This is a genomic window from Ensifer sp. Root278, assembly GCF_001429285.1.
Lineage (GTDB): Bacteria > Pseudomonadota > Alphaproteobacteria > Rhizobiales > Rhizobiaceae > Ensifer.
On record NZ_LMJJ01000040.1, the window covers coordinates 530,533 to 556,311 of the forward strand.

Consider the following 25,779-nt stretch of genomic DNA (forward strand, 5'->3'; position numbering starts at 1 on the left):
CACATGCTTCGGGTTGCCTTTACAGCGCTTGCGCTCCTTGCCGGAACGGCGAGTGTCGTCGCACAGGACGTTTCGCCGGAAAGTCTTCAGCGCCGCGCCGTCGAGCGCCGGGCGACGGAGGCGGTCATCTGGGGCATGCCGGCGGTCAACGCCGACCTGATGCTGCAGGAGGCGCTTTCGAAGACCAAGGCCAAGGTCAACGAGATCGTCTACTGGTCGCGGCCGGTCAACTGGAAGAACCAGACGCTGACGCCGAACCCGGACGCGATCTACTTCATGTCGTTCTGGAACGTGAAGGACGGACCCATCGTCATCGAAATCCCGCCGGCAGAAGGCGGATCGATCGCCGGCAACATCGTCAATGCCTGGCAGATGCCGCTTGAGGATGCCGGGCCGGAGGGAGCGGACAAGGGCAAGGGCGGCAAGTACCTGATCCTGCCGCCGGACTACATGGGCGAGGTGCCGGAGGGCTTCATTCCGCTTCGCTCGGACACCTTCACAGGTTTTGCGCTGCTGCGCTCTAACCTGAAGAGCCATGCCGACGCCGATATCGAAAAATCGGTCGCCTATGGCAAGAAGATCAAGATCTACCCGATGCCGGTGACCGACAAGCCGCCGGAAACGGTCTTTACAGACGCCTATGATGTGCTGTTCGACAGCACCATCCGCTACGATGCGAGATTCTTCGACAACCTGAACCGCGTCGTGCAGACGGAGCCCTGGCTCGAACGCGACCGGGTGATGATCGATCATCTGAAAACGCTCGGGATCGAGAAGGGCAAGCCCTACCAGCCAAGCGACGAGACGAAGAAGCTTCTCGACGCGGCGGCCGCCGAGGCCAAGGCCGAGCTTTCCGCACGCTATGACGCTGGCTTCCCTGTGATCAACGAGGGCATCCGCTGGTTTCCGGCCGGCCTGCCGGACATGGTGGCGGCCGCCACGGACGCCTATGCCGACCCGAACAGCTATCCGGTCGACGCCCGCGGCGTGACCTACACGCTCGGCTTCACCGGCATCAAGCATATCGGCACGGCGCAGTTCTACCTGACGGCCAACAAGGACAAGGACGGCAACGCCTTCGACGGCAGCGCCAATTATCGCCTCGTCGTGCCGAAGGATGCGCCGGTCAAGCAATACTGGTCGGTGACGGCCTATGACCGCGAGACCCATGCTCTGATCCGCAACATGGACAAGGCAAGTGTCGCCTCGATCGGGTCAGGCGTTCAGAAGAACGCCGACGGCTCGGTCGAGGTCTTCTTCGGCGCCAAGGCGCCAGCGGGCAAGGAGGCCAACTGGGTGCCGGTCGATCCGAGCCGCAAGTTCGAGCTGCTCTTCAGGCTCTACGGCCCGGAAAAGCCGCTGTTCGAAAAGAGCTGGAAGCTGCCCGATGTCGAGAAGATGAAGTGACGCGCTAGAAGAGGGCGCTGGCGCCAAACTTCTTGGAGCCCGGAGAGGGCCATGGGCTACGGCCGTTGACCCGGAGCGGCCGGGCTATACCTTTTGCCTGCGGCTCCGGCGCCTGTTGAATGCGCAAAGCCGATGCTGCCGTTCGTTTTGCCGCCGGTTCCAGAGGAGCGATCATGTGCGGACGCGTCTATCTGAAGACCAATCTCGAGGGATTGCTGCGCGCCTTCGGCTTTGCGACGCGCGGCGGCGTCGAAGCGCTCGCCAACCAGTTTCCGCGCTATAACGGCGCGCCGACGCTGATCTATCCAATCATCATCCGCGACGTGATCCGCGATCCCGATCTCTTCGGCCCGGTCTTCGTTTCGGCGCGCTGGGGGCTGATCCCGAGCTGGACGAAGGATCCGAAGGCAGGGCGGCCGCTCGTCAACGTGCGCAGCGACACGATCGCGACGAAGTTCCGTTCGTCCTATCAGCGGCGCCGCTGCCTGGTGCCGATCGACGGCTTCTTCGAGTGGAAGGACATTCACGGCACCGGCAAGGACAAGCAGCCCTATGCCATCGCCATGAAATCGGGCGAACCCTTCTGCCTTGCCGGCATCTGGGAGACATGGCGCGACCCGGCAACCGACGAAGATATCCGCACCTTCGCGATCGTCACCACCGATGCCAACGCCATGATCGCCGATATCCACGACCGCATGCCGGTGATCCTTCACCCTGAGGACTACGAGCGCTGGCTTTCGCCAGAGCCGGAAGCCCCTGACCTGATGAAACCGTTTCCGCCTGATCTGATGACCATGTGGAAGATCGGCAGCAAGGTGGGCTCGCCGAAGAACGATACGCCGGATATTCTCGATCCGGTGGAGTGAGAGAATCATCTTGCTGAAGAACGAAGACCCCGTTTACGTACTGTACTTGGTCGTACCTGTACTCGCCGCATTTCTGATCCGGGAAACCTATTGGTTCATCTGGTCATTGCGCTTTTACAAAGGCAATGGCTGGGATTTTACCGTCGATTTCGGGCCGAAGATGTACAAGGGAGATTCGACCGATCCTGACTTTGAGATGTCGCCTCGGGAAAAATTACTCTATGGCTATCCTATGGGCATACTTATTTGGGCTACCTTGTTAGCCGGTTTCTCCATCCCTTTGTTCTGAGCGAAACTCCGGTGGACCGAACCAACGCTTCCCTTTCAAAGTCGGCTGTGCCGACCGTGATCTACCTTCTGCGCCACGGCGAGACCGTCTGGAACACCCTTGGCCGCTTCCAGGGGCAGCAGGATTCGCCACTAACCGGACGCGGGCTTGAGCAGGCGGATTTCGTTGCGCGGCTGCTATTGGAGGAAATGACGGACGATCCGCATACTGTCGAGTTGCACGTCAGTCCCCTCGGCAGAACACGGGAAACAGCGGAGCGGGTGCAGCGCGTGCTGCCGCTGGCGCGTCGCGAGGACGCACGCCTGATGGAGGTTTCCGTCGGTTCCTGGGACGGTCTGACGATGTTCGAGATCGACAACGAGTTTCCGGGCGTGCTCGACGGTTCCGACGCCTTCGACTGGTACTTTCGATCGCCGGATGGAGAGAGCTTCGACGCAGCCTGCGCCCGGGCAAAGAGCTGGCTCGCCGATATCAAGGGGCCGACGGTCGCGATATCCCACGGGCTCTTTGGCCGGCTGGTGCGCGGCGTCTATGCCGGCCTCTCGCGGCGGGAAATGCTGGAACTGCCGGTTCCGCAGAACGGATTCTACCGCCTCTGTGACGGGACGTTCAGCCTCGTCAGCGGCTCGCCGGTGCGTGCCCCATCACTGCAAACGCAGTAAACGGGTGCGCCCGGCGGGACGACATGGCCTTCGGCCTTCTGTCGCGTGCAAGCCGCCGGCAAGATCCTCACAGATCGCGTGCCCACGTCTGGCCGGTAAGATCCTTGCCGAAACTGTGGTGCTGCTCTTCCTCGATCAGCGCGAAACCGGCCTTCTCATAGATGTGGCGGGCAGCGTCGAGGCCGGCATTGGTCCACAGCACCATGCGCCTGTAGCCCTGAAGGCGGGCGTGTCGCATGCATTCCTCGACCAGGCGGCGGCCGATACCGAGGCCCCGCGCGCTCGGCTCGACATAGAGTAGCCGGAGCTTTGCCGTCGTTGCGTCGTGCCGGACGAGAAACACCGAGCCGACCACCTTGCCATCCTTTTCAGCGATCCAGCACCGGTCCGAAGCGGGGTCGTAGTCGCGCATGTATTTGACGATGATTTCCGCGACCAGGGCCTCGAACTCGGTGCTCCAGCCGTATTCCTGCGCATAGAGCGCGCCCTGGCGATGGATGATCCAGCCCATGTCGCCCGGTTGCGGATCGCGCAGGATATAGCCTGGCGTCCGCTCGTCCCGCAGCAGGCTCTCGATCTCGCCCATCGCGGCGACCAGTTGCCGCTGTTCCGGCACCGAGAGCTTTTCCAGCATGGCGACGACTTCGCGCTGGGAGGCATCCTCCAGCGGCTGGAACGTCGCGCGCCCCGCTTCCGTCAGTTCCAGCTGTGCGACCCGGCCGTCCGCCGGCGAGCGTGTCTTTTCGACCAGTCCCTTCTTCTCGAAGCCGGCGATGACCCGGCTCAGATAGCCGGCATCGAGGCCAAGTTCGCGGCAGAGGTCGGTTGCCGTCAGCGCCGGCCGGTGCGCCAGTTCATAGAGAATGCGAACCTCCGTCAGCGAGAAGGCGCTGGCGAGCAGGTGCTCGTGCAGCAGGCCGATCAGGCGGGTGTAAAACCGGTTGAAGCGCCGCACCGTCTGGGCGCGGTCGTCGATTTGTTGCGGAGACATGCGGTGACGCCTTCATAAAGTTGCCGTGAGCATATAAATAGTTGCCTAAGTCAATTAATGTCAAGTGGAGACGGCACCGTAGGCCCCAAGGCTCGACGACCTGAACGGGAATCTGCTCTGACCCAGGCTTGCTTCGCGAGCAGCTTTCGAGAAGCCTCGACCGCCTGGTTCGTCGCTCGATGCCGCAATCGAATGATGCGCAGCGCCGGGTTGCTTCCGGACACTTGCTCCCTCTTGATTTGGTGAGTGCTAATTTAGGTAGGCGATCGCGTCGCCGTACGATAGTATTCTGCGGTGATCTCCTTGGTCCGGAAGCCCGGAACGGGCCGCTTTTCAAAGTGTTTGGCAAGCCCATGGAGCAGAGACTCGCCGCAGTGCTGGCGGCCGACATGGCCGGCTACAGTCGGTTGATGGAGGCCGACGAAGCGGGCACGCTTGCGCGGCTCAGAACCCACCGCATCGAGCTCATCGATCCGGCGATCGCCAAGAACAAGGGCCGGCTGATCAAGACCACCGGCGACGGAATGCTGGTCGAGTTCCAGAGCGTGACCGATGCGGTCAAATGCGCGGTCGAGATCCAGCAGCGCATGAAGCGGCGCAACAGCGACGTGCCGGAGGACCGGCGGATCGAATTCCGCATCGGCATCAATCTCGGCGACATCATCTTCGAGGACGACGACATCTTCGGTGACGGCGTCAACATCGCCGCGCGCATCGAGCAACTGGCCGATGTCGGCGGCATCTGCGTGACCGCCGCGGTGGCGACACAGGTGGCCGACCGCCTCGAACTGCCGATCGAAGACCTTGGCGAGAAGATACTGAAGAACATCAGCCGCCCCGTGCATCTCTATCGCATCGGGCCCGAAGGCGTGATCCTGCCGGCTTCGCCCGACGAGGCCGATGCGAAAAGGGCCGTCTGCAAGCCGACGATCGTGGTGCTGCCGTTCGACAACATGAGCGGCGACCCGGATCAGGAGTTCTTCGCCGATGGCCTGACCGAAGACATCATCACTGCGCTGTCGCGCCGCCATGAGCTCTTCGTCATCTCGCGCAATTCGAGCTTCGTCTACAAGAACCAGCCGGTCAACGCGCGCGAGGTGGCCGCACGGCTCGGGGCGCAATACCTGGTGGAAGGCAGCGTTCGCAAGATCGGCGAGAGGGTGCGCGTCACCGTCCAGCTCATCGACGCGCTCAACGACGCCCATATCTGGGCCGACAAATACGACCGGCAGCTGGACGACATCTTCGCCATTCAGGACGAGGTGACGGCGGCGATCGCCGCCACCTTGCCGGGCCGCGTCGAGGCCGCCCAGCGCGACCAGCTCTCCCGCACGAAGCCGGCCAACATGGCGGCCTATGAATGCGCGCTCGCCGCCAAGGTGCTGCACCATCGCAGCACCGTCGCCGACAACAGCCAAGCCCAATCGCTGATCGACCGGGCGGTGGCACTCGACCCCGGCTATGCCCATGCCCATGCCTGGCGGGCCTGCATCCTCGGGCAGGCCTGGGTCTACGGATGGTGCGCCGACAAGGACGCGACCTGGGTGGAGGTCAACGCCGAACTGGAACGGGCGCTGGCGCTCGACGACAACGACGCCGACGTGCACCGCATCCTTGCGGCCGTCAACGTCAACAACAACGAGCTGACGATGGCGCGCTATCACCAGGAGCGGGCGCTCTTCCTCAACCCCAACTACGACCTTGTCGTGGTGCAGCAGGGCGAACTCCTGACCTGGCTCGGACGGCCCGAAGAGGGGGTGGAATGGATCCTGAAGGCCATGCGCCTCAACCCGCATCATCCGGAGCGGTTCTGGAGCCACCTCGGCAAGGCCCATTTCGCCGCCCGCCAATATGGCGAGGCGATCGAGGCCTTCATGCATCTTACGAGCATGGACGAGACGCAACACGCCTTCGTCGCCGCCTGCCACGGCTGGCTCGGCGACAACATTGCGGCGAACGCGCATATGGAGAAGGTTCGGACGCTGGCGCCGACGTTTGGGATCGAGACGTTTCTTTCGACGCTGCATTATGCGCAGGAGAGCGATGCGCAGCATTTGCGTGAGGGGCTCACCAAGGCTGGGGCGGGGTGAGCTGTCTCGACGCCAGGCGACGGGCATTGCGCGATGACGGTCGCCCTGGTGGCGCCCGGAAAAACGACTGTAGCTCGCCACGATTTTCTGGAATTTTGACCGCCAAAGCCGGAAAAACTGCAATTCCAGTTAGCGACGCTGGTCGCGTTTCTAGCGACCAGCCCCAGTTTCAGAGGCCGCTCAAATGGGCAGCCTTGAGAATTCGCCACGCATCAGCCTGCGTTGCTCGGTATCGGCGTGTTGAGCAGTTGTTGCTCCCACAGGAACGCGATGCCGCTACCAGCGGCATGATGCTTGAGCACGTCCGTCAGCTCGGCGGCATGCTGGGTGCGGGCCCAGTCGCGCTGCCATTCGGACGCCAGCGCCAGCCAGGTCATCATGTTCGCACCGGCCGCGATCATCCGTTGGATAGCGACCTCGTGAGCCTCGACCGAAGTCCCTCCCGAAGCGTCGGTGATGACCGTCACGTCCCAGCCTTCGCCGAGGGCCTGGATCACCGGCATCGCGACGCAGATCTCGGTCCACAGGCCGGCGATGATCAACTGCTTGCGGCCCGTCGCCTTGACCGCATCCACCACCTTCCGGTCCTCCCAGGTGTTGATGAACGTCCGGTCGATCACTTCCTGGCCCGGGAACACATTGGTGATTTGCGGGAAGATGAGACCGCCACGCTCAGCGATCACGCTGGTCAGGATGGTCGGTACGCCGAAGGCCTTGGCGGCCTTCGCCAGAGCCGTCGAATTGTTGACCACCATCTGCGGATCGTGGCTGTTTAGGTTTGCGAGCTGGTAGGGCTGATGGTCAATCAGAACGAGTACGGAATCCTCCGGGCGAAGAAGCGAAGCAAGGCCGTTACGAAAGGTCATGAATACATCCTCTGCTGCCGTTTTGTGTGAGGTCGGCTTACCGGCAGACATGCGCTGACAGCGGCGCTGCCTACGAAACGGACACTGCCATTCCCATTTTTGATACGGTAGCCTTCGTTTGTGCCAAGCTGTGTCGCGAAATGGGGAACGCCAAAGTGGATATCGAAGATCTGCGGACATTCGTGGAAGTGGCTGATGCTGGGGGCGTTTCGCCCGCCGCGCGGCGGCTGGGCGTCTCCAAGTCAATGGTCAGCCGGCGGCTCGTCCGACTTGAAGCGGAACTTGGCGTGCAACTTCTTGCACGAACAACCCGCGGCGCAGCTCTCACAGAAGCCGGGATCACGTTTCGGGACCATGCAGCCAGAGTCTGTGCCGAGATCGACATGGCAAGGGAAACGATCCTACCCGCCGGTGACCTTTGCGGCCGCTTGAGAGTTGCTGTGCCGCTTTCTTTCGGCCCGACCCACTTCGCGCCCGTACTCGCGCAAATGGCGCAACGCCACCCGCAGCTCCATATCCATGCCGCCTACAGTGATCGCTTCGTCGATCTCATCGCGGAGGGCTTTGATTGCGCGATCCGGGTTGGGTATCTCCAGGACTCTAACCTGGTCGCAAGACGCGTCGGGCCGATCTACGGGAAGTTGGTCGCGAGCCCGGACTATGTCAAAACGCATGGTTCCCCCGAGACGCTGGAGGAACTCGTCGCCCATCAGGCCCTCATGCAAGGAACGGAGGGCTGGCAATTTATGGATGGCGACAAGATCATTACGGTTTATCCGCGGGGGCGCTTCAAGGCCGACAACGCCCTAGCTCTCGCCGCCGCTGCATTGACAGGACTCGGCATCGCGTGGCTCCCCGATGGCGTCACCCATGAATATATAGCCTCCGGCGCGCTGGTTCCGGTCATGACACGCCATCCGCCACCTCCGGCAGGTGTATATGTTATCCGTCCGCCGGGGCAGCATCCCGCAAGGAAGGTACGTGTCCTCACCGAAATGCTGATCGAGTGTTTCGAACAAACTCCGGACCCTGCGGGCGTCGGTCTCTAAGACACGACCGGTGCGCAGCCCCGGCCGATCTCAATCGATGTCAGGATGCGGGGATGATCGGTCGTGGCGAATGTCCACGTTGGTTTGGGGGCACTACGGCGCCGCGTTTTTTATCAGACGCCCAAAGGTCGCTGTAGCGCTTTGATTTGCTGCACGTCTTTGTCCTTAGATCGAGGTCGATTTAAGGAGACATGCAGTAGGGATAGCGCGGGATCTTCCGCTGACGATTCATCATCGCTGGCTCGACCTATTCCGCATCCGTTAGTCTGACGTGACCTAATTCCTCGAACATGCAAGTGATACGTCCATTGGTCAGGTGAGATCAGCCGCGGATCCCTCCAGCTCCACCCCCACACACCTCCCGCACACACAACCTTAACCACCGGTGCGCTGGATCCGCGTCGAGGCGGGGGTGCCAGATCAGCGAGATGGTGATCTCGGGCAGGGTGACCGGCAGGGGGAAGGTGAAGAGGTTTTCGCGGAGTGTTCCGGTGTAGCGTTCGGGGACGCTGGCGATGAGGTCGGTGGCGCGGGCGAGCGCTAAGGCCTCGGAGAAGCTGCCGACGGATGTGGCGATCTCGCGTTTGAGGCCGAGGGGCTGAAGGGCGGCGTCGATCGGGCCGGTGTCGTTGCCGCGTCGGGAGACGTGGACGTGGCGGCCTCTGGCGTAGCGGGCGGCGGTGATCTCGCCGCTCGAAAACGAGTGGCCTGATCGCACCACGCCGACGAAGCGGTCGTGGAAGAGGGCCTGCGCCCGAAGCTCCGGGCCTGTCGCTTCCCCAATCACGCCGGTTTCGAGGTCGACGCTGCCTTCGCGCAACGGGCTGCTTTCCCGGTCGAGTTTCTGCACGAAGCGAAGGCGCACGCCGGGGGCTTGCCTGGCTACGCGGGCAATCAGCGCCGGGCCGAAATTCTCGACGAAACCCTCGCGGTTCCTGAGCGTGAAGGTGCGGGTAAGCGTCTTCAGGTCCAGGCTTTCGGCGGGGCGGAGGCAGGCTTCGGCCGCTTCGACCAGCGGGCCGACGCGGGCTGCGAGTTCGAGGGCCCTTGGCGTGGGCACGAGGCCACGGCCGGCGCGCACCAGCAGCGGATCGCCGGTCGCCTCGCGCAGCCGGGCCAGCGCCCGGCTCATGGCGGATGGGCTGAGCTGCAGGCGCCTGGCGGCGCGGGCGACGCTGCCTTCCGAAAGCAGCACATCAAGGGTCACGAGCAGGTTGAGGTCGGGTCTGGTCATGGCCTTTCATAGCATGAGTTCGACCATGATGTGGCGTCAAACGCACGAATGAAGTGCAAATGCTGCGCCTTCCGCCCTATGTTTCAGGAGATTAGGTTCTCGGGGAACCGAATTTGGAGGGTTTCCCGATGCTTACACGCCGACTGGCGCCCATGGCCCTTGGCCGTTTTCCGATGTCCCCGATGCCCCGGTCCAATCGCATGGGATTGCCGCATAAACAGAGTCACGAAGTTGCTCTAACTCTTTATTTTCAAGGGATTTTCTGTGCGAGAACTGCGCGTCGCGAAGCCTTGTGCGCGGGAGGTGGCCGATGACCTCGACAGACACCACCATGCCCCCGGCCGCTCTAGCGCCTTCCGTTCGCTGGGTGCTCGCCAGCCTCTCGCTTTCCATGCTGCTCTCCTCGCTTGGCACCAGCAGCGCCAATGTCGCCCTGCCGGCGCTGGCGGACGCTTTCGGCGCGTCCTTTCAGGCGGTGCAATGGGTGGTGCTTACCTATCTGCTGGCGATCACCACGCTGATCGTCAGCGTCGGGCGGCTTGGCGATATCGTCGGCCGGCGGCGGCTGCTTATTGCCGGTATCGCGCTCTTTACCGCGGCTTCCGTCCTTTGCGGCCTCACGCCAGGCTTTGCACTACTGATTGCGGCGCGGGGGGTGCAGGGGATCGGCGCCGCTATCATGATGGCGCTGACCATGGCCTTTGTCGGCGAGGCGGTGCCGAAGGCGAGGACCGGCAGCGCCATGGGCCTGCTCGGCACCATGTCGGCGGTCGGCACAGCACTCGGGCCCTCGCTTGGCGGTGCGCTGATTGCCGGTCCGGGCTGGCGGGCGATCTTTCTCGTCAACGTGTCGCTTGGTCTCGTGGCGCTCTTTCTCGTCCGTCGGCATCTGCCGGCCGACCGGAAGACTGAGGGCGGGCAGCGCCCGCGCTTCGATGTGCCGGGCACGCTGCTGCTGGCGTTTTCGCTCGGCGCCTATGCGCTGGCGATGACGCTGGGGCGCGGCAGTTTCGGCGTGCTCAATGTCGTGCTGCTCTCGGCCGCGGCTCTCGGGCTTGGGCTGTTCCTGCTGGTCGAAACGAAGGTCGCCTCGCCGCTCGTCCGGCCGTCGATGTTTCGCGACCCCGCTTTAAGCGTCGGGCTTTCGACCAACGTGCTGGTCTCGACGGTGATGATGGCGACGCTGGTGGTCGGGCCGTTCTATCTCTCCCGCGGGCTCGGGCTCGATGCGGCGACGGTCGGGCTCGTCATGTCGGTCGGGCCGGTCATCTCGGCCTTCGGCGGCGTGGTCGCCGGCCGGATTGTCGATCGGCTGGGGGCGCGATCGGTGGTGACGGCCGGTCTCGTGGCAATGGTCGCGGGGTGTGCTGCTCTTGCGCTGCTACCGGATCTCCTTGGCGTCGCCGGCTATATCGCGGCGATCGCGATGCTGACGCCCGGCTACCAGCTGTTCCAGGCGGCCAACAACACGGCCGTCATGGCCGACGTCGGCCCGGACCAGCGCGGCGTCGTTTCCGGCCTGCTCAACCTTTCGCGCAATCTCGGTCTGGTCACCGGTGCATCGGTCATGGGCGCGGTCTTCGCCTTGGCCGTGGCCGCAAGCGATATCGCCAAAGCCGCGCCGGAGGCGGTCGCGGGTGGCATGCGGGTGACCTTTGTGGTCGCGGGTGTGCTGACCGTGATCGCACTGGCGATCGCGGCCGGGAGCCGGGTGTTGGGCGGAGCGATCATGGGCTCTCGTAACGCCTCGTGACAAGGGACGGATGCGGGATCACGATGGTTTGGTCGTGCCAAACCACGTGCTCGTTCTCCTATCCCTTGCCGGCCCGGGATCAGGCGACCGGCGCGCTCGCAAGCCTGGCGCTGAGCGTCTCGAAATCCGGGACGAACCAGATGGAATTTCCCTTGTTCGTCTCGCGCACGAAATCGGTCAGCGCCTTGCTGCCTTCGAGCCTGGCGCTGATATCGCCGACGATGGCGAGCCGCATGCGGTAGTTGACGAACTTCTGGAACACGTCGCCGGCAATACGGGTCGAAAGATCGAGGAAATCGGCCCCAAGCCGTTCCACAGGGATCGCCACCAGGGTGGCCTCATGCGCCCAGGCGTCGCCGAGAAAATCATTGGCGTCGCCCGGCACCTTGAGAAGGGGGCCATCATTTGCGCATTTCAGCACGCGCGCGGTTCCGATTTCGAGAAGCTGTGTCATGCGTTCGGGATAGGGGATAAAGCCCTGGGTTGCAAGAGGGGTCGTGTCAGGCGCTGCGGCCGAGCAAGCGCCGCGTTCACCGTCCGTGAAATTCGCCCGACGTTTGCGCTGTTTGACTGGCTCGGGCGATCGGTCCTGAATCGATGTATTCTTTTAAACATAACGAATCTCGTAAAATTGTTTGTTCTTCGCGAGTTATTTCGGCGCGCGATCCGAGAGTTTCGGACGATTTTCCCGTTGGAATCCTGTTGTTTTGACCCAGATCAATGACCCGCTCAGTTCGCTATCTATTCTGCAACAGGATACATTCTTGTCATCTGCCGGTTACGGGATTGATTTTTATTTCGGGTGGCGCATCTTACCTTAGATTGTGTTGGGGGACGCAGAAATGCCAGAACTCGTTCAGCCACAGCCGATCGAAAGGCCGCCGCGCTCGCGGCGTGCGGAGCTGCTCACCTTCCTGGTGCTCGCCTTCGGCATCTGGCCGATCGTCGCCGTCGGCATCGTCGGCGGCTATGGCTTCCTCGTCTGGATGCTGCAGATCATCTTCGGGCCGCCTGGTCCTCCGGGACATTGAGGTTGGCCATGGGCATCGAACCTCTTTCCCGCCGTGAACTCTTTACCGGCCGCGCCGCCGCAAAGCCCGCCCGCATCCGGCCGCCCGGTGTTTCGGAGGCAAGCCTTGCGGCCTGCACCGGCTGCGGCGCCTGCGGGGAACGATGTCCCACCGGCATAATCCGTCTCGCAGACGGTCTCCCCTTCGTCGACTTTTCGCGCGGCGAATGCACCTTTTGCGGCGCCTGCGAGGAAGCCTGTCCTCAGCCGGTGTTCGAGGCAAAGGACGTGCGGCGCTTCCCCCATGTCGCCGCGATCACCGATACGTGCCTGGCGCGCCGCAACGTCGCCTGCCAGTCCTGCGGCGAAAGCTGTTCGGAGCAGGCGATCCGCTTTCGCCCGCGCATCGGCGGGCCGTTCCTGCCTGAGATCAACGAGGCCAAATGCACCGGTTGCGGCGCCTGCCTCTCGGGCTGCCCGGTCAGCGCGATCGCGGTCAAGGCAATGGAAGCGGAGGTGGCTCATGTCTGAGGCCGCAACGGCAAAGGCGGGCACGCCCTATCACATTTCGAGCGCCGTGGTCGCCACGATGCCTGACAGCACCGAGAGCATCCTTCAGACGCTGCAAGGAATGGAAAACGTCGAAATCCACGGCCACGGCGGCGGCAAGATCGTCGTCGTCATCGAAGGCAGAAGCACGGGCCAGCTCGGCGAGTGCCTGACGAAGATCTCGCTGCTTGATGGGGTGATCTCGGCCAACATGGTTTTCGAGCATGTCGAAATGGAAGAGGAAAGGCAGGAGCCATGAGCGGACAACTGACGCGGCGTGACATTCTGAAAGCCCACGCAGCCGGCATCGCCGCCGCCACGGCCGGCATAACGCTGCCTGCCGCCGCACAGCCGGTGCCGGGCGGTGTAAACGCGCTGGAGATCAAATGGTCCAAGGCGCCGTGCCGCTTCTGCGGCACGGGCTGCGGCGTGATGGTGGGGGTGAAGGAGGGCCAGGTCGTCGCCACCCACGGCGACATGCAGGCGGAGGTCAACCGCGGCCTCAACTGCATCAAGGGCTATTTCCTCTCCAAGATCATGTATGGCAACGACCGGCTGACGACGCCGCTCCTGCGCAAGCGCGGCGGCGCCTACGCCAAGGACGGCGAGTTCGAGCAGGTGAGCTGGGACGAGGCCTTCAACGTGATGGCCGAGCAGGCGAAGAAGGTGCTGAAGGAGAAGGGGCCGACGGCGGTCGGCATGTTCGGCTCCGGCCAGTGGACGATCTTCGAGGGCTATGCCGCGACGAAGCTGATGCGGGCGGGCTTCCGCTCCAACAACCTCGACCCCAATGCCCGCCACTGCATGGCCTCTGCCGCCGTCGCCTTCATGCGCACCTTCGGCATGGACGAGCCGATGGGCTGCTACGACGATTTCGAGAACGCCGATGCCTTCGTGCTCTGGGGCTCGAACATGGCGGAGATGCACCCGATCCTCTGGACGCGCGTCGCCGATCGTCGCCTCGGACAGCCGCATGTGCGGGTCGCCGTGCTTTCGACCTTCACCCATCGCAGCATGGACCTGGCCGACATCCCGATCGTCTTCAAGCCAGGCACGGATCTGGCGATCCTCAACTATATCGCCAACCACATCATCGAGACTGGCCGCGTCAACGAGGACTTCGTCAGCAAGCACACCAAGTTTGCCCGCGGCGTCACCGACATTGGCTATGGCCTGAGGCCCGACAATCCGGTCGAGGTCAATGCCGCCAACTCCAAGGACCCGGGCAAGACCGAGCCGATGGATTTCGAGGCGTTCAAGGAATTCGTTTCGGAATACACGCTGGAAAAGACCGTCGAACTGACCGGCGTCGAGCCGGAATTCCTGAAGCAGCTTGCCGAGCTCTATGCCGACCCCAGCCGCAAGGTCATGTCGCTCTGGACCATGGGCTTCAACCAGCATGTGCGCGGCGTCTGGGCCAACCAGATGGTCTATAACCTGCACCTTCTGACCGGCAAGATCTCCGAGCCCGGCAACAGCCCGTTCTCGCTGACCGGCCAGCCTTCGGCCTGCGGCACGGCGCGCGAGGTCGGCACCTTCGCGCACCGCCTGCCGGCGGACATGGTGGTGACCAATCCCGAGCACCGCAAGCATGCGGAGGAGATCTGGCGCATCCCGCACGGCATCATCCCGGAAAAGCCCGGCTATCACGCCGTGCAGCAGGACCGGATGCTGAAGGACGGCAAGCTCAACTTCTACTGGGTGCAGGTCAACAACAACGTCCAGGCGGGACCCAATACCGCCAACGAGACCTGGCAGGGCTATCGCAATCCGGACAACTTCATCGTCGTTTCCGATGCCTATCCGACGATCACGGCGATGAGCGCCGACCTGATCCTGCCCGCGGCCATGTGGGTGGAGAAGGAAGGGGCCTACGGCAATGCCGAGCGGCGCACTCATGTCTGGCACCAGCTCGTCCAGGCGCCCGGCGAGGCGCGCTCGGATCTCTGGCAGATGGTGGAATTCTCCAAGCGCTTCGTAACCGACGAGGTGTGGCCGAAGGAAATCCTCGACGCCAGCCCCGAATATCGCGGCAAGACGCTGTTCGAAGTCCTGTTCAAGAACGGCGAGGTCGACCGCTATCCGATCACCGACGTCAGCGCCGAGTACGACAACAACGAGGCGAAGGACTTCGGCTTCTACATCCAGAAGGGCCTGTTCGAGGAATATGCCACCTTCGGCCGCGGCCACGGCCATGACCTGGCGCCCTACGACACCTATCACGAGGTGCGTGGGCTTCGCTGGCCCGTCGTCAACGGCCAGGAGACGAAGTGGCGCTACCGCGAGGGCTTCGACCCTTACGTGAAGGCGGGCGAGGGCGTGAAGTTTTATGGCAACAAGGACGGCAAGGCGATCATCCTCGCCGTGCCCTACGAGCCGCCGGCCGAATCCCCCGACGAGGAGTACGACACCTGGCTGGTGACCGGCCGGGTGCTCGAACACTGGCACTCGGGCTCGATGACCATGCGGGTGCCGGAACTCTACAAGGCGTTTCCGGGCGCGCGCGTCTTCATGAATGCCGAGGACGCGCGCAAGCGCGGCATCAACCAGGGCATGGAAGTGCGCATCGTCTCGCGGCGCGGCGAAATCCGCTCGCGCGTCGATATCCGCGGCCGCAACCGCATGCCGCCTGGCGTCATCTTCGTTCCCTGGTTCGACGCGAGCCAGCTCATCAACAAGGTCACTCTCGACGCCACCGATCCCATCTCCAAACAGACGGATTTCAAAAAATGCGCGGTCAAGATCGTTCCCGTCACCCTCTAGGGTTTTCTCGGCTGAAGCGGATTTGCGGAAACGTCCTGTCTCTTTGTTTCGGGGCAGTTCCTCAGGCAAGTCCGCTTCGCACCTTTGCTGGCCCGAAGCGGCCCGTCTGGATGGCGATGGCCGCCGGGCTGATGGTGTTCGTCACCACCGCCGCCGTGGCTCAAGTTGCGGAAAAGCTGGTGCCGCAGCTCGAAGGCCCGACGCCGCAGATGGCCACCGAAGCCGCGGCACCGCTGCCGAAATGGGTGGTCGACGACAAGCGCAAGATGCGCGCCTATCCCGACCAGCCGCCGGTCATCCCGCATTCGATCGAGGGCTACGAGCTTTCGGTCAATGCCAACCGCTGCCTTTCCTGCCACAAGCGCGAATTCACCCAGGATTCGGGCGCGCCGATGATCAGCGTCACCCATTACATGACGCGCGACGGGCAGATGATCGCCGACGTTTCGCCGCGGCGCTATTTCTGCACGGCCTGCCATGTGCCGCAGGCGGACACCAGCCCGCTGGTGCCGAGCACTTTCAAGGATATGAGCGAGTTGGGTTTCAAGCCGGCCGGAAGCGAGTGACATCATGATCGCATGGATCAGGAAACTTATCCTCTGGGCCTGGCACATCATGGCGACGCCGGCCGGCACGCTGGGCTTGGGCTTCCTCACGCTCGGCGGCTTCATCGGCGGCGTGATGTTCTGGGGCGCCTTCAATACCGCGCTGGAGATCACCAACACCGAGAAGTTCTGCACCTCCTGTCACGAGATGCACGACAACGTCTACCAGGAGCTGACGCGCACCATCCACTTCTCCAACCGCTCCGGCGTGCGCGCCACCTGTCCGGATTGCCACGTGCCGCACCAGTGGACCGACAAGATCGCCCGCAAGATGCAGGCGTCGAAGGAGGTCTGGGGCAAGATCTTCGGCACCATCAACACAAGGTCGAAATTCCTCGAAAAACGGCTGGAGCTGGCGCAGCACGAATGGGCGCGCATGAAGGCCAACGACAGCCTGGAATGCCGCAACTGCCATTCCTCCGTCGCCATGGACCTGCAGAAGCAGACGCAGCGGGCGGCCGAGATCCATACCCGCTATCTGCTCTCGGGCAAGGCCACCTGCATCGACTGCCACAAGGGCATCGCGCATGAGCTGCCCAATATGGAAGGCATCGACCCCGGCTGGAAGATGCCGCCGGAGCTGGAAGGCAAGAAGATGGCGAACCAGACGCCGATCGACGATCTGAGGCAGGCGCTGGCGGAGCTGCATCAGCAGGTGCAGTAGGGTGCTGTGGCCGAGGTTTTCGGTCGGAGAGAACGCACGATGACAGGGGCCATGCTGGCGCGGCGTGGCCCTTGTTCGTTCATTGGGCAGTGGGACGCCCATCAAGGCCTCCTCATTCCTGTGCCTGTCACAGGAATCCAGCCGCGCCGCGTCGGCGGCGCGAGAGATCTTCCAAATGTCGAGTGTTGGCACTCCATCTCCCGCCGTGCCGACGCACGGCGGCTGGATCTCTGTGACGAGCACAGAGATGAGGGTGGAGGGTGCTGCGACCGCCGAGCCTACGGAGCCTACGAGGACGGGCGGCAATGGACAGGCTGGCCTTGGCTTTCCGTTCGCCTCCCTCCACATCATCATTTTTCCTGAAAAATTTCGCCAGCGATGTCGGACCCATCGTTGCCCGTTCGTCATTTAGCCAGGGAGGCCAATCTGGCTTCCTCCACCGGAGCGGGATAGGAAAAAAATCCGCGCGGGCCTTTCGCCCGCAAACCGCTCTCACTATCTGGGTTTCACCGCGCCGATACCCCCAGGGGTCGCAACGACCGGGACCGGCGTGACAGAGGAGATTGGACGATGCGCGTAGTGGTTTTTGTAAAGGCGACCGAGGACAGCGAAGCGGGCAAGATGCCGACGACCGAGCTTCTCGAAGCCATGGGCAAGTACAATGAGGAACTGGTCAATGCCGGCATCATGCAGGCGGGCGAAGGCTTGCATCCTTCCTCCAAGGGCGCCCGCGTCGCCTTCGACGGGCCCAATCGACTGGTCATCGACGGCCCCTTCGCCGAGACCAAGGAACTGGTCGCCGGCTTCTGGATCTGGACGGTCAAGGACATGGACGAGGCGATCGCCTGGGTGAAGCGCTGCCCGAACCCGATGCCGGGCCCGAGCGAAATCGAAATCCGCCCGGTCTTCGAGGCCGCCGATTTCGGCGACGCACTGACGCCCGAGATCGCCGCACAGGACGAGCGCCTGCGCGAGAAGATCGCCAAGCAGTAGGGACGTCACTCTGCTGACGGTTAAGGGTGGGCTTGCCCCTCTCCTCGGGTTTAACCCGAGGACTAACCCTCTCCCTGCCAAGCGGGGAGAGGGGACGAGCCCGGTTCGCGGCGTTTTCGAACGCGGCCGCAGTCAGGGTCAAACGGGGTTTAGTCGGGGGCAAACCAATTAGCCCGGAGTGAAACTGTGGCGCTTGTTGTCGAGGCGAGCGGGCGCCACGCGTGCCCTTCTCCCCGCGCGGGGAGAAGGTGGCCGGCAGGCCGGATGAGGGGCAAGCCCTCACCGGGCGGATGAGGGGCAGCCGCAAGTGTTGGGCGGTGAGCGGGAAGAAAGCAGCCCGCATGCCGGATGAGCGGCTACCACAGTGTCCGAACCGTGGCGCCGTTAGCGGTCCCCGCTCGGTCGGTTTCCCGTAGAGATTGTATTAACCATATTTGCTTACCTGTTCTCAGGGGTTTTAACCGGAGTGGGGCAATGGTCAGGGCGAGCGGTTTCGTCATTTTTCTTCTTTCAAGCGTTCAGCTCGCGGCGGCTGCCGATATCGACGGTCCGCTGGTCGGGACGCAGGACGCCTATGAAGTGCCGGTGGAGCAAGCATCCGGCGGCATCGTCGGCTACATCGAGGGCTCCTATGGAGCCGGCGTCGATACACCCGGTGATATCGATACGGATGCATGGGACCTGCGCGGCGCCGTGAACTTCGATGCCGGTGCCGGCCTGAACCTGCAGGTCGATCTCGGCTACACGCGCGCGTCCTATGAAGACGTCGATACCAACAGCTATGACGGCGCGCTGCACGGCTACTACCGCAACGATCTCTATGCGGCCGGCGTCTTCGTGCAAGGCGCACGCCTCGACCCGGGCATTGGCGTCGATCTCAACGATTACATGGGTGGCGTCGAAGGGGCCTATTTCCTCGATACCTGGACGCTGCATGGCGCGGTCGGCTACGGCCAGGCGAGCGTGGAAGACTTCGACGACATCGACGCCGATCATTATATGGGCTCGCTCGGTGCCCGCATTTACGCGACCGACAACCTGCGCTTCGACGTCGACGGCTCGCTTCATCGCATGAGCGAAAACGACCTGGATTACGATCTGCGCAGCCTGAAGCTGACGGCCAACTACCGGCTGGACGCTTTCCCGGTCACGCTCTTTGCCGGCTACAAATACACCAACGAGGAGCTGTCGGGGCTGAGCGCATCGGTCTCCGGTGACACCAGCACCATCTTCGGGGGCCTGCGCTTCTCCTACGGTTCCGCGACGCTTAAGGAAGAAGAGCGCCTCGGCCCGGTCTGGTCCAACAACCGCCTGTCGTTCTGATCGGCTGTTTCGCAGTCTTGGGTATCCATTGCTGCTACGGCATCCGGGGCAGCCGCCGCTCGGATAAAACGACCTTCATCCGAGCGAGCTTGTGGGCGCAGCGACAAAGGGGGCCCTCGAAGCCATGCCTTTGAAGTCATGTTCAGGGTGGCCTTGCCGCTCAACCCCAACGCTTCCCCGCGCCAAGCGGGGAAAGCGAAACCTCCGCATTATTCGCCGGGCAAACGGGTCCTTCGAGCCTCACCGCAAGCTCCTCAGATAATCGGCCCGATCGAAGGGGTTGCTGCCCAATCGGGGGTGGGACGGCTGCGCGCCTGAGATCGGCGCGTAGTGATCGAACGTGCTTTCAAGCACGCCGGCTCCGCTCGTGAGCCCCGGCAATTGTCGCTGGACGCTCTGGACGATTACCGATGGCACGATCCCCGTCAGCCTGGCGATACCGCCATCGATCACCGCATCCGTCGTCGATGCGCCAGACTTTGCGAGGAGCGCATGGATGGCCGTCAAGGTCGATGCGGGCGCTTCGAGGTGGAAGCGGTCGATCGGCTCGCAGACGACCGTGCCGGCGGATGATAGCGCCGCGGCGAGGACCAGGGGCGTCAACCTGCGAAAATCGACGGCGGTGCTGGCGGGCGATGTCTGGCGCGCAGCCGTCATGGCGACGTGGCAATCGATCACCTGCCAGCCGAAGAGGCCTGCCTTCAGCGTCTCTGTAACGGCCTCCTCGACGGCCCTGTAAAAGCTCGCCGGCATCTGGCCCACGTCGACTTCCAGCGCGAAGCTGTTGCCCGCTGCTGCCGGCCGCGGTTCGATCCTGAGCCCGACCGTGGCAAGGAAAGGGTTCGGCTCCCGGAAGATGATCTCGATGCCGCTTCCGGTTCCGACTGGTCTTTCGACGCGGATGACGGTGCTTTCCTCAAAGATGACGCCGAGGCCGAAATCGACGGACAGGGTGGCCTCAATCACCTCTTTCTGCACCTCACCATAGAGCGAGACAAACATTTCGCTGGCATCGTCGTTGGTGCGCAGGTTGATGAACGGGTCCTGTTCGGCCAGCTGCTGCAGGGCAAGCCACAGCGCCGTGTTGTCAGAGGGGCGCGTCGGCCGCACGAGGGTTTCGAGCGTCGGCGGCGCGAAGTGAAACCCGCCGGAGGTGCTTGTGCCGGTCCCGACCTGATCGCCGATGCGGGGCTGGGCGAGCCCACCGATCTTGGCAATGCGGCCGGCCGTGAACTGATCGACCTTTTGCAAGCGGCCCTGATCGAAGAGCTGGATGCTCGTGACCTTCGCCGCACCGGCGGGAAGGGCGAGATAGTCGCGCGCAACCACCGTGCCCGACGTCAGGTTGAGGAAGGCGAGTTTTTCACCGCCCCAGCCGCGCTCGATCTTGAAGATCCTGCCCGCGACCGGCGCATCCGACGCCGGCTGCTTGCTCGGCAGAAGCGTCTCGATCGCGGCGATCAGGTCCTTCACACCGACGCCGGTCATGGCGATGCCGCAATAGACCGGATGCAGAAGGCCGGCGGCAAGCTGCGCGGCGAGCGCCGTCCTCAGCCGCTCGACGGTCAGGCGCTCGGGCGCCAGCACATAGTCGTCGAGCAAGGTCTCGTCGTTGGCGGCAAGCGCTTCTGAGAGCGCGGAGAAATATGGCTCCTCTTCAAAGTCGATTGCCTCCGCTCTCGCGTTCCGGCTGCCGGCGTCGATCGCCACCGACATCGCGACAGGGCGGACCGCGAGCTGGCTAGCGATCTCGTCGATGACCTCGGCGGGACGCGCCCCGAGGCGGTCGATCTTGTTGACGAAGAACAGGAAAGGGACGCCAAGCCGACGCAAGGCGCGCACCAGCACGCGCGTCTGCGCCTGCACGCCTTCCACCGCCGAGACGACCACCACGGCGGCATCGAGTGTTTGCAGCACCCGCTCGACTTCGGCGATGAAATCCGGGTGTCCGGGGGTGTCGATAAGGTTGACGACCAGGTCGCCAAGGTTGAACGACACGACGGAGGCGGCAATCGTTATGCCGCGCTGTCGTTCCAGTTCAAGGCTGTCGGTCTGGGTGTTGCCGCTATCGACGCTGCCGAGCTTGTCGATCGCGCCGGTATCAAAAAGCAGTCGTTCCGGTAAGGCTAGTCTTTCCTGCATCTACATGGGCGAGGATGCCCAGATTCAATGTGCGCATAATCCATCAGCTTCTCAAAAATTCGGATCTGGGTTTCTTGAGAAGTGACTCGGTGCATTGGGACCTCCAGCTTCGGCTTCTTTCCGGTACCGCGCCCTTTAATCGGCGAGGAGTACGCGTCGAATCTAATGACGCGCGGCTGCAGGCGTCAAGCGCTGCCGGCCAACTCTGAATTGGTGTTGCAGATTTGCGAGGGGGCGTGGAGGACGGAGGCACCAGGCATGACGTCGGGCTCGGACGCGGCCTGTACACTTGAAAGCGGTAGCCCCCAACGAAGGCTTCGCTTCAGCTCATCGAGCACTCTGCGCACCGCAAACCCGGTGCACATGTCGCGAAATACAATGCCTAGTAGCATTATTTAGTATGTGCTAACCTCTCGTCGCCATGAGGGCAAGAGGGAGGCGAATATGGACATGACACGCCGTGCCGTCGCTTTGGGAGGCGCTGGCCTGCTCGCAACGGTTTCAACTTTACCTGCGAATGCTCTGGAATCTCCGCTGATCGATCCGGTCGAGGCGGCTGACGAATTCTGGTTGGCGGTGGAAGCCTATATCTACGGCTATCCGCTGGTGACGACGGAAATGACCCGCCGCGTCGTCACCAATGTGGCACAGCCTGAGGGCAGCAAGGGGCCGATGGGGCATATCATCAAGCTTAGGGAGTATCCGAACGCTTCCTTCAAGGACGTGACCGCGCCGAACGCCGATACGCTTTATACGACGGCCTTCGTCGACGTCAGCAAGGAGCCCTGGGTGCTGTCGATCCCGGACATGAAGGATCGCTACTTCCTGTTCCCGATGCTCGACGGCTGGACGACGGTGTTTCAGGTGCCGGGCAAGCGGACGACCGGCAACGGGGCGCAGTCCTACGCGATCACCGGGCCCGGCTGGCAGGGCACCATTCCCGACGGCGTGACCGAATACAAGTCGGCAACGAGCGTCGTCTGGATCCTCGGTCGCATCTATTGCGATGGCTCGCCCGAGGACTATGCGGCGGTTCACGCGCTGCAGGATCAGTGCAAGCTCTCGCCGCTCAGCGCCTATGGCAAGGACTGGACGCCACCGGCGGGCAAGATCGACCCGACCATCGACATGAAGACGGCGGTGCGCGAACAGGTCAACCGCATGGACGCGGTCGAGTACTTCACATTGCTCTGCGAACTGATGAAGACCAATCCGCCGACGGCTGCGGATGCGGAAGCGGTCGCCAAGTTCGCCGAGATCGGCATCGTGCCCGGCAAGGATTTCGACAAGAGCAAGCTGGATGCCGCTTTCATCTCGCGCATTCCCGCCATGGCGTTCCATCGCATCATGCTGCATTTCAAGTTCAGCGATGGCGACGTCCAGGACATCAATGGCTGGGGCTTTACCACCAAGACCGGCATTTACGGCACGGGCTACCTGCAGCGTGCACTGATCACGGCGATCGGTCTCGGCGCCAATCGTCCTCAGGATGCGATCTATCCGACGTCGCTGAAATCCAAGGACGGCCTTTTCTCCCGCGCCTACCATGGCGCCAACAAATACGTCATCACCTTCCCGAAGGGGCAATTGCCGCCGGTGCGCGGTTTCTGGTCGATCACCATGTATGACGAGGACTATTTCTTCGTCGACAATCCGCTCAATCGCTATTCGATCAGCGCACGCGTCAGCCCCAAGGCCAATGCCGACGGGTCGACGGAGATCTACATCCAGAACGAAACGCCCGGAGCTGACAAGGAGAACAACTGGCTGCCCGCGCCGAAGGGCAAGTTCATCCTGATGATGCGGCTCTACTGGCCCGACGACAGCCCGCCGTCCATTCTCGATGGCTCATGGGTCATCCCGCCGGTGAAGAAGGCGGGATGATAGAGGCGCTATAGCACTTTGAATTGCTGCATGTTTTTGTCCTTTAATCGGGTACGATTAAAGGAAACATGCAGTAGCGCCGCGCGTCTTGTCAGACGCGCAAAGGTCGCTGTAGCACTTTGAATTGCTGCATGTTTTTGTCCTTTAACCGGGTACGGCTAAGGGAAACATGCAGCAGCGATCAGGCCACGGATACGCGCTTCGGCAGGACGAGATCGCCGACCGAGTAGGTGTGAAACTCGCTCCGGGAGACCTCGTCCAGCTTCCGGAACTTCTCCACGAACACCGGGTCGGAGAAGAACTCACCGACATTTCCGGTTCCCTGGATTGCCTCGACATTGACGACCGTCTGTCCGTCCGTGCTCTTCGCCAAGGTGCTCCACAAAAAGCCTTCCTTCCGTTCGGCGACGTAGTGCACGACGTCCTGGATGATCGCGAAGGCTTCCTCCTGCTTGCCGGGGTGAGCGTGGATGACGTTGACGACAAAGGTCGTCGGAGCGGGGGAAGCTGAGAAAGTGGGGGTAAGGCTCGTATTCATGGGGCTCTCCATTTGAACGTCGCAGCGCATCGACCGCGACGACATCTGGATATCGACGGAGAAATAGCGGATAAACGAGCGGGTATTCTCATCACTTCGGAAATTAATTCCGCAATCGGCAGACGATGGACAAGCTCGGAACGCTCAGCATTTTCATTCAGGTCGCAGAGGCAGGCAGCTTCGTGGCCGCCGGCCATCGGCTCGGCCTTTCGGGTTCTGCGGTCGGCAAGGCCATCGCGCGGCTCGAAGACGAGATGGGCGTGCGTCTCTTCAATCGGTCGACGAGAAGCATGGCGCTGACCGAGGACGGGAGCTTCTTTCTCGATACCTGTCGCCGCATCCAATCCGAATTCGAGGCAGCCCAGGCGCAGCTGTCGCGGTCGCACGCGACACCGCGCGGCCAGCTTCGTGTCAGCCTGCCCTTGGCCGGCATGCTCCTGATGCCGACCATATCGGATTTCATGCGAGCCTACCCATTGATCAACCTCGACCTCGATTTCACCGATCGGCTGGTCGACGTCATCGAGGAGGGCTTCGATGCCGTCATCCGAACAGGCGAGGTCAAGGATACGCGGCTCATGAGCCGCAAGCTCGGGACGTTCCGGCACAGGATCGTCGCGGCTCCGGAGTATCTCGCCGCGCACGGTCGGCCGAAGGTGCCGGAAGACCTGCTCGGGCATCGCTGCCTCCATCACCGGTACGCGAACTCCGGCCGCCTCGAACCCTGGCCGCTCTTTCGTCACGGGCACGAGGTCAAGCTCGATCTGCCCGTGACCACGGTTGCGAGCACACTCGAGCCCCTGATCTTCCTGGCGGAGCGATCCTTCGGCATCACCTGTCTGCCCCCGTTCGCCGTGTCGTCGGAACTGGCGGAAGGCAAGCTGGTATCGCTGCTGGAGGATTGCCTTCGCGAAACGGGCACATTCCGCGTGCTGTGGCCGACCAATCGATATCTCTCGCCAAAGGTCCGTGCCTTCGTCGACTTCATGGCCGCGAACCTGTTTGCCGAGTGACGGCCGGGCCGCACGGCAGGCGCCTCGTGTTATTCCAGCCGTTGCTAAAGCGCGACAAATGGCAGAAGCTCCGTCTACGCCCCTTTGGCCATGTGAGCCGGAGATGCAGACCATGACCGAAGCCTCTACCATGCAGCCGGCCAATCGCGGCGACGCCAGGATCTGCCGCGGATGCTGGGACCAGATGCACATGCCGATCCCCATTCGCGGGCCGCTGGCGCTGCCGTTTCGTGCCTTCGGCATCACCCGCAGCAAGATGAACCCGAACATCTGCACGATCTGCGAACGCTCCTTCCGTTACGTCAAGAAGCAGAGTCACGTTGCGGCAAGCGCGACCATTCTTTTTGCCGACATCCGCGGCTTCACCCATTTGTCCGAGCGCATCGAGCGCATCCGGCTCAGCGAAATCGTCAGCCTGTTTCAGGACCGCTGCGCCCAGGCGATCTGGGCGCATGACGGCATCGTCAACAAGCAGATGGGCGACGGGCTGATGGCGATCTTCAATTTTCCCATTATCAGGAAGGATCACGCGGAAGCCGCGATCCGGGCCGGGAGGGACATCCAGCGGCTCTGCGCGGCGGCACTTGGCAGCCTGCAGTTCGACGACCTCAAGGGAGAGACGCTCGGCGTCGGTGTCGGCATCCACTCGGGCGAGGTCGAGATCGGCGAGTTCTCGAGCTTCCGCAGCGATTTCACCGCGATCGGCGGCACGGTCAACCTGGCCTCAAGGCTCGAATCCCAGGCCGAGGCGGGCGAGATCCTGATCTCACCCGAGACCGCCGCCGAGGCGGCAGCGCTCACGATGGGCGCCGGAACCCGGCTGCTTGTCCTCAAGGGCATCGACCAACCGGTGGAGGCGCGGGTGCTGGCGGCGCACTGATCCGGCGCACCGTTGCAACTGGAGGGAGCCCACTCGCCGAAATGGTGTGTAGAGGGAGATTACACTGAGGCGATAGGGGTGGGCCCGGAGCAAGCTGCCAGCAGTTGGCGCGGATTTGCGCGACAACGTCCTTTGTGCCGCTGCCGCTGCGCCCTTGGGTGTCTCGTCGGGAAGGGAGCGCCTCGATGACCATTGCACACCATCAA

23 protein-coding genes and 1 pseudogene are annotated in these 25,779 nt (G+C 62.9%); 18 read left to right on the forward strand and 6 right to left on the reverse strand.

What is annotated here, in order from left to right:
- Positions 1–3 precede the first annotated feature (3 nt).
- The 4 genes from ASE60_RS24375 (at position 4) to ASE60_RS24390 (ending at position 3,227) form a co-directional block, all read left to right on the forward strand.
- Positions 4–1,407, forward strand: a complete 1,404-nt coding sequence (locus ASE60_RS24375) for a DUF1254 domain-containing protein (RefSeq protein WP_057253800.1) — start codon at positions 4–6, stop codon at positions 1,405–1,407.
- A gap of 173 nt (positions 1,408–1,580) precedes the next feature.
- A complete protein-coding gene (locus ASE60_RS24380) occupies positions 1,581–2,276 on the forward strand; it encodes an SOS response-associated peptidase (protein ID WP_057254411.1) in 696 nt (231 codons plus the stop codon).
- A gap of 10 nt (positions 2,277–2,286) precedes the next feature.
- On the forward strand, positions 2,287–2,565 hold the full coding sequence (locus ASE60_RS24385; RefSeq protein WP_057253802.1) for a hypothetical protein: 279 nt from the start codon (positions 2,287–2,289) through the stop codon (positions 2,563–2,565).
- Positions 2,566–2,621: 56 nt separating this feature from the next.
- A complete protein-coding gene (locus ASE60_RS24390; RefSeq protein ID WP_057254414.1) occupies positions 2,622–3,227 on the forward strand; it encodes a histidine phosphatase family protein in 606 nt (201 codons plus the stop codon).
- A gap of 67 nt (positions 3,228–3,294) precedes the next feature.
- On the opposite strand, the gene ASE60_RS24395 is transcribed toward ASE60_RS24390, so the two are convergent.
- On the reverse strand, positions 3,295–4,218 hold the full coding sequence (locus ASE60_RS24395) for a bifunctional helix-turn-helix transcriptional regulator/GNAT family N-acetyltransferase (RefSeq protein WP_057253804.1): 924 nt from the start codon (positions 4,216–4,218) through the stop codon (positions 3,295–3,297).
- 353 nt (positions 4,219–4,571) lie between these two features.
- Here ASE60_RS24395 and ASE60_RS24400 point away from each other — a divergent pair, with 353 nt between their 5' ends.
- Positions 4,572–6,308 (forward strand): adenylate/guanylate cyclase domain-containing protein, encoded by a 1,737-nt coding sequence (locus ASE60_RS24400; RefSeq protein ID WP_057253806.1) that lies wholly within the window; start codon positions 4,572–4,574, stop codon positions 6,306–6,308.
- Between the two features lie 212 nt (positions 6,309–6,520).
- Here ASE60_RS24400 and ASE60_RS24405 read toward each other — a convergent pair whose 3' ends face one another.
- Positions 6,521–7,174, reverse strand: coding sequence for a hydrolase (locus ASE60_RS24405; protein WP_057253807.1), 654 nt, complete (start codon positions 7,172–7,174; stop codon positions 6,521–6,523).
- A 155-nt stretch (positions 7,175–7,329) separates the two neighbouring features.
- On the opposite strand from ASE60_RS24405, the gene ASE60_RS24410 reads away from it, so the two are divergent.
- Positions 7,330–8,223, forward strand: a complete 894-nt coding sequence (locus ASE60_RS24410; protein ID WP_057254416.1) for a LysR family transcriptional regulator — start codon at positions 7,330–7,332, stop codon at positions 8,221–8,223.
- A gap of 322 nt (positions 8,224–8,545) precedes the next feature.
- Here ASE60_RS24410 and ASE60_RS24415 read toward each other — a convergent pair whose 3' ends face one another.
- Positions 8,546–9,457, reverse strand: a complete 912-nt coding sequence (locus tag ASE60_RS24415) for a LysR family transcriptional regulator (RefSeq protein WP_057253809.1) — start codon at positions 9,455–9,457, stop codon at positions 8,546–8,548.
- 310 nt (positions 9,458–9,767) lie between these two features.
- Here ASE60_RS24415 and ASE60_RS24420 point away from each other — a divergent pair, with 310 nt between their 5' ends.
- Positions 9,768–11,210, forward strand: a complete 1,443-nt coding sequence (locus ASE60_RS24420) for an MFS transporter (protein ID WP_057253812.1) — start codon at positions 9,768–9,770, stop codon at positions 11,208–11,210.
- Between the two features lie 79 nt (positions 11,211–11,289).
- Here the strand turns inward: ASE60_RS24420 and ASE60_RS24425 are convergent, their stop codons facing one another.
- Positions 11,290–11,664, reverse strand: coding sequence for a DUF4180 domain-containing protein (locus ASE60_RS24425; RefSeq protein WP_057253813.1), 375 nt, complete (start codon positions 11,662–11,664; stop codon positions 11,290–11,292).
- A gap of 388 nt (positions 11,665–12,052) precedes the next feature.
- Between ASE60_RS24425 and napE the strand changes: the two genes are divergently transcribed.
- From napE to ASE60_RS24465, 8 genes are all read left to right on the forward strand, one after another.
- Positions 12,053–12,241 (forward strand): periplasmic nitrate reductase, NapE protein, encoded by a 189-nt coding sequence (napE, locus tag ASE60_RS24430; protein ID WP_057253815.1) that lies wholly within the window; start codon positions 12,053–12,055, stop codon positions 12,239–12,241.
- 8 nt (positions 12,242–12,249) lie between these two features.
- Entirely contained in the window at positions 12,250–12,750 is a 501-nt protein-coding gene (napF, locus tag ASE60_RS24435; RefSeq protein ID WP_057253817.1) for a ferredoxin-type protein NapF, read from the forward strand.
- Positions 12,743–13,027, forward strand: coding sequence for a chaperone NapD (locus tag ASE60_RS24440; RefSeq protein ID WP_057253819.1), 285 nt, complete (start codon positions 12,743–12,745; stop codon positions 13,025–13,027). Before napF ends, ASE60_RS24440 begins: the two co-directional genes overlap by 8 nt.
- The gene (gene napA, locus ASE60_RS24445; protein ID WP_057253821.1) at positions 13,024–15,531 is read left to right on the forward strand and encodes a periplasmic nitrate reductase subunit alpha; all 2,508 of its coding nucleotides are present in this window, start codon (positions 13,024–13,026) and stop codon (positions 15,529–15,531) included. Before ASE60_RS24440 ends, napA begins: the two co-directional genes overlap by 4 nt.
- A 110-nt stretch (positions 15,532–15,641) precedes the next feature.
- Positions 15,642–16,097, forward strand: coding sequence for a nitrate reductase cytochrome c-type subunit (locus tag ASE60_RS24450; protein ID WP_057253823.1), 456 nt, complete (start codon positions 15,642–15,644; stop codon positions 16,095–16,097).
- Positions 16,098–16,101: 4 nt separating this feature from the next.
- Positions 16,102–16,800 (forward strand): NapC/NirT family cytochrome c, encoded by a 699-nt coding sequence (locus ASE60_RS24455; protein WP_057253825.1) that lies wholly within the window; start codon positions 16,102–16,104, stop codon positions 16,798–16,800.
- A 570-nt stretch (positions 16,801–17,370) separates the two neighbouring features.
- Positions 17,371–17,793 carry a YciI family protein gene (locus ASE60_RS24460; RefSeq protein WP_057253827.1) on the forward strand — a complete coding sequence of 141 codons (423 nt, stop codon included), beginning with the start codon at positions 17,371–17,373 and terminating at the stop codon, positions 17,791–17,793.
- Between the two features lie 474 nt (positions 17,794–18,267).
- Positions 18,268–19,116, forward strand: coding sequence for a hypothetical protein (locus tag ASE60_RS24465; RefSeq protein WP_057253830.1), 849 nt, complete (start codon positions 18,268–18,270; stop codon positions 19,114–19,116).
- A gap of 240 nt (positions 19,117–19,356) precedes the next feature.
- On the opposite strand, the pseudogene ASE60_RS24470 reads toward ASE60_RS24465, so the two are convergent.
- Positions 19,357–21,295, reverse strand: a pseudogene (locus ASE60_RS24470) (translation factor GTPase family protein).
- 407 nt (positions 21,296–21,702) lie between these two features.
- Between ASE60_RS24470 and ASE60_RS24475 the strand changes: the two are divergent.
- Positions 21,703–23,142, forward strand: a complete 1,440-nt coding sequence (locus ASE60_RS24475; protein ID WP_057253831.1) for a DUF1254 domain-containing protein — start codon at positions 21,703–21,705, stop codon at positions 23,140–23,142.
- A gap of 181 nt (positions 23,143–23,323) precedes the next feature.
- Here ASE60_RS24475 and ASE60_RS24480 read toward each other — a convergent pair whose 3' ends face one another.
- Positions 23,324–23,680 carry an antibiotic biosynthesis monooxygenase gene (locus ASE60_RS24480; RefSeq protein WP_057253833.1) on the reverse strand — a complete coding sequence of 119 codons (357 nt, stop codon included), beginning with the start codon at positions 23,678–23,680 and terminating at the stop codon, positions 23,324–23,326.
- Positions 23,681–23,805: 125 nt separating this feature from the next.
- Here ASE60_RS24480 and ASE60_RS24485 point away from each other — a divergent pair, with 125 nt between their 5' ends.
- Positions 23,806–24,693 carry a LysR family transcriptional regulator gene (locus tag ASE60_RS24485; protein ID WP_057253834.1) on the forward strand — a complete coding sequence of 296 codons (888 nt, stop codon included), beginning with the start codon at positions 23,806–23,808 and terminating at the stop codon, positions 24,691–24,693.
- A 112-nt stretch (positions 24,694–24,805) separates the two neighbouring features.
- A complete protein-coding gene (locus tag ASE60_RS24490) occupies positions 24,806–25,573 on the forward strand; it encodes an adenylate/guanylate cyclase domain-containing protein (protein WP_057253836.1) in 768 nt (255 codons plus the stop codon).
- Positions 25,574–25,779 lie beyond the last annotated feature (206 nt).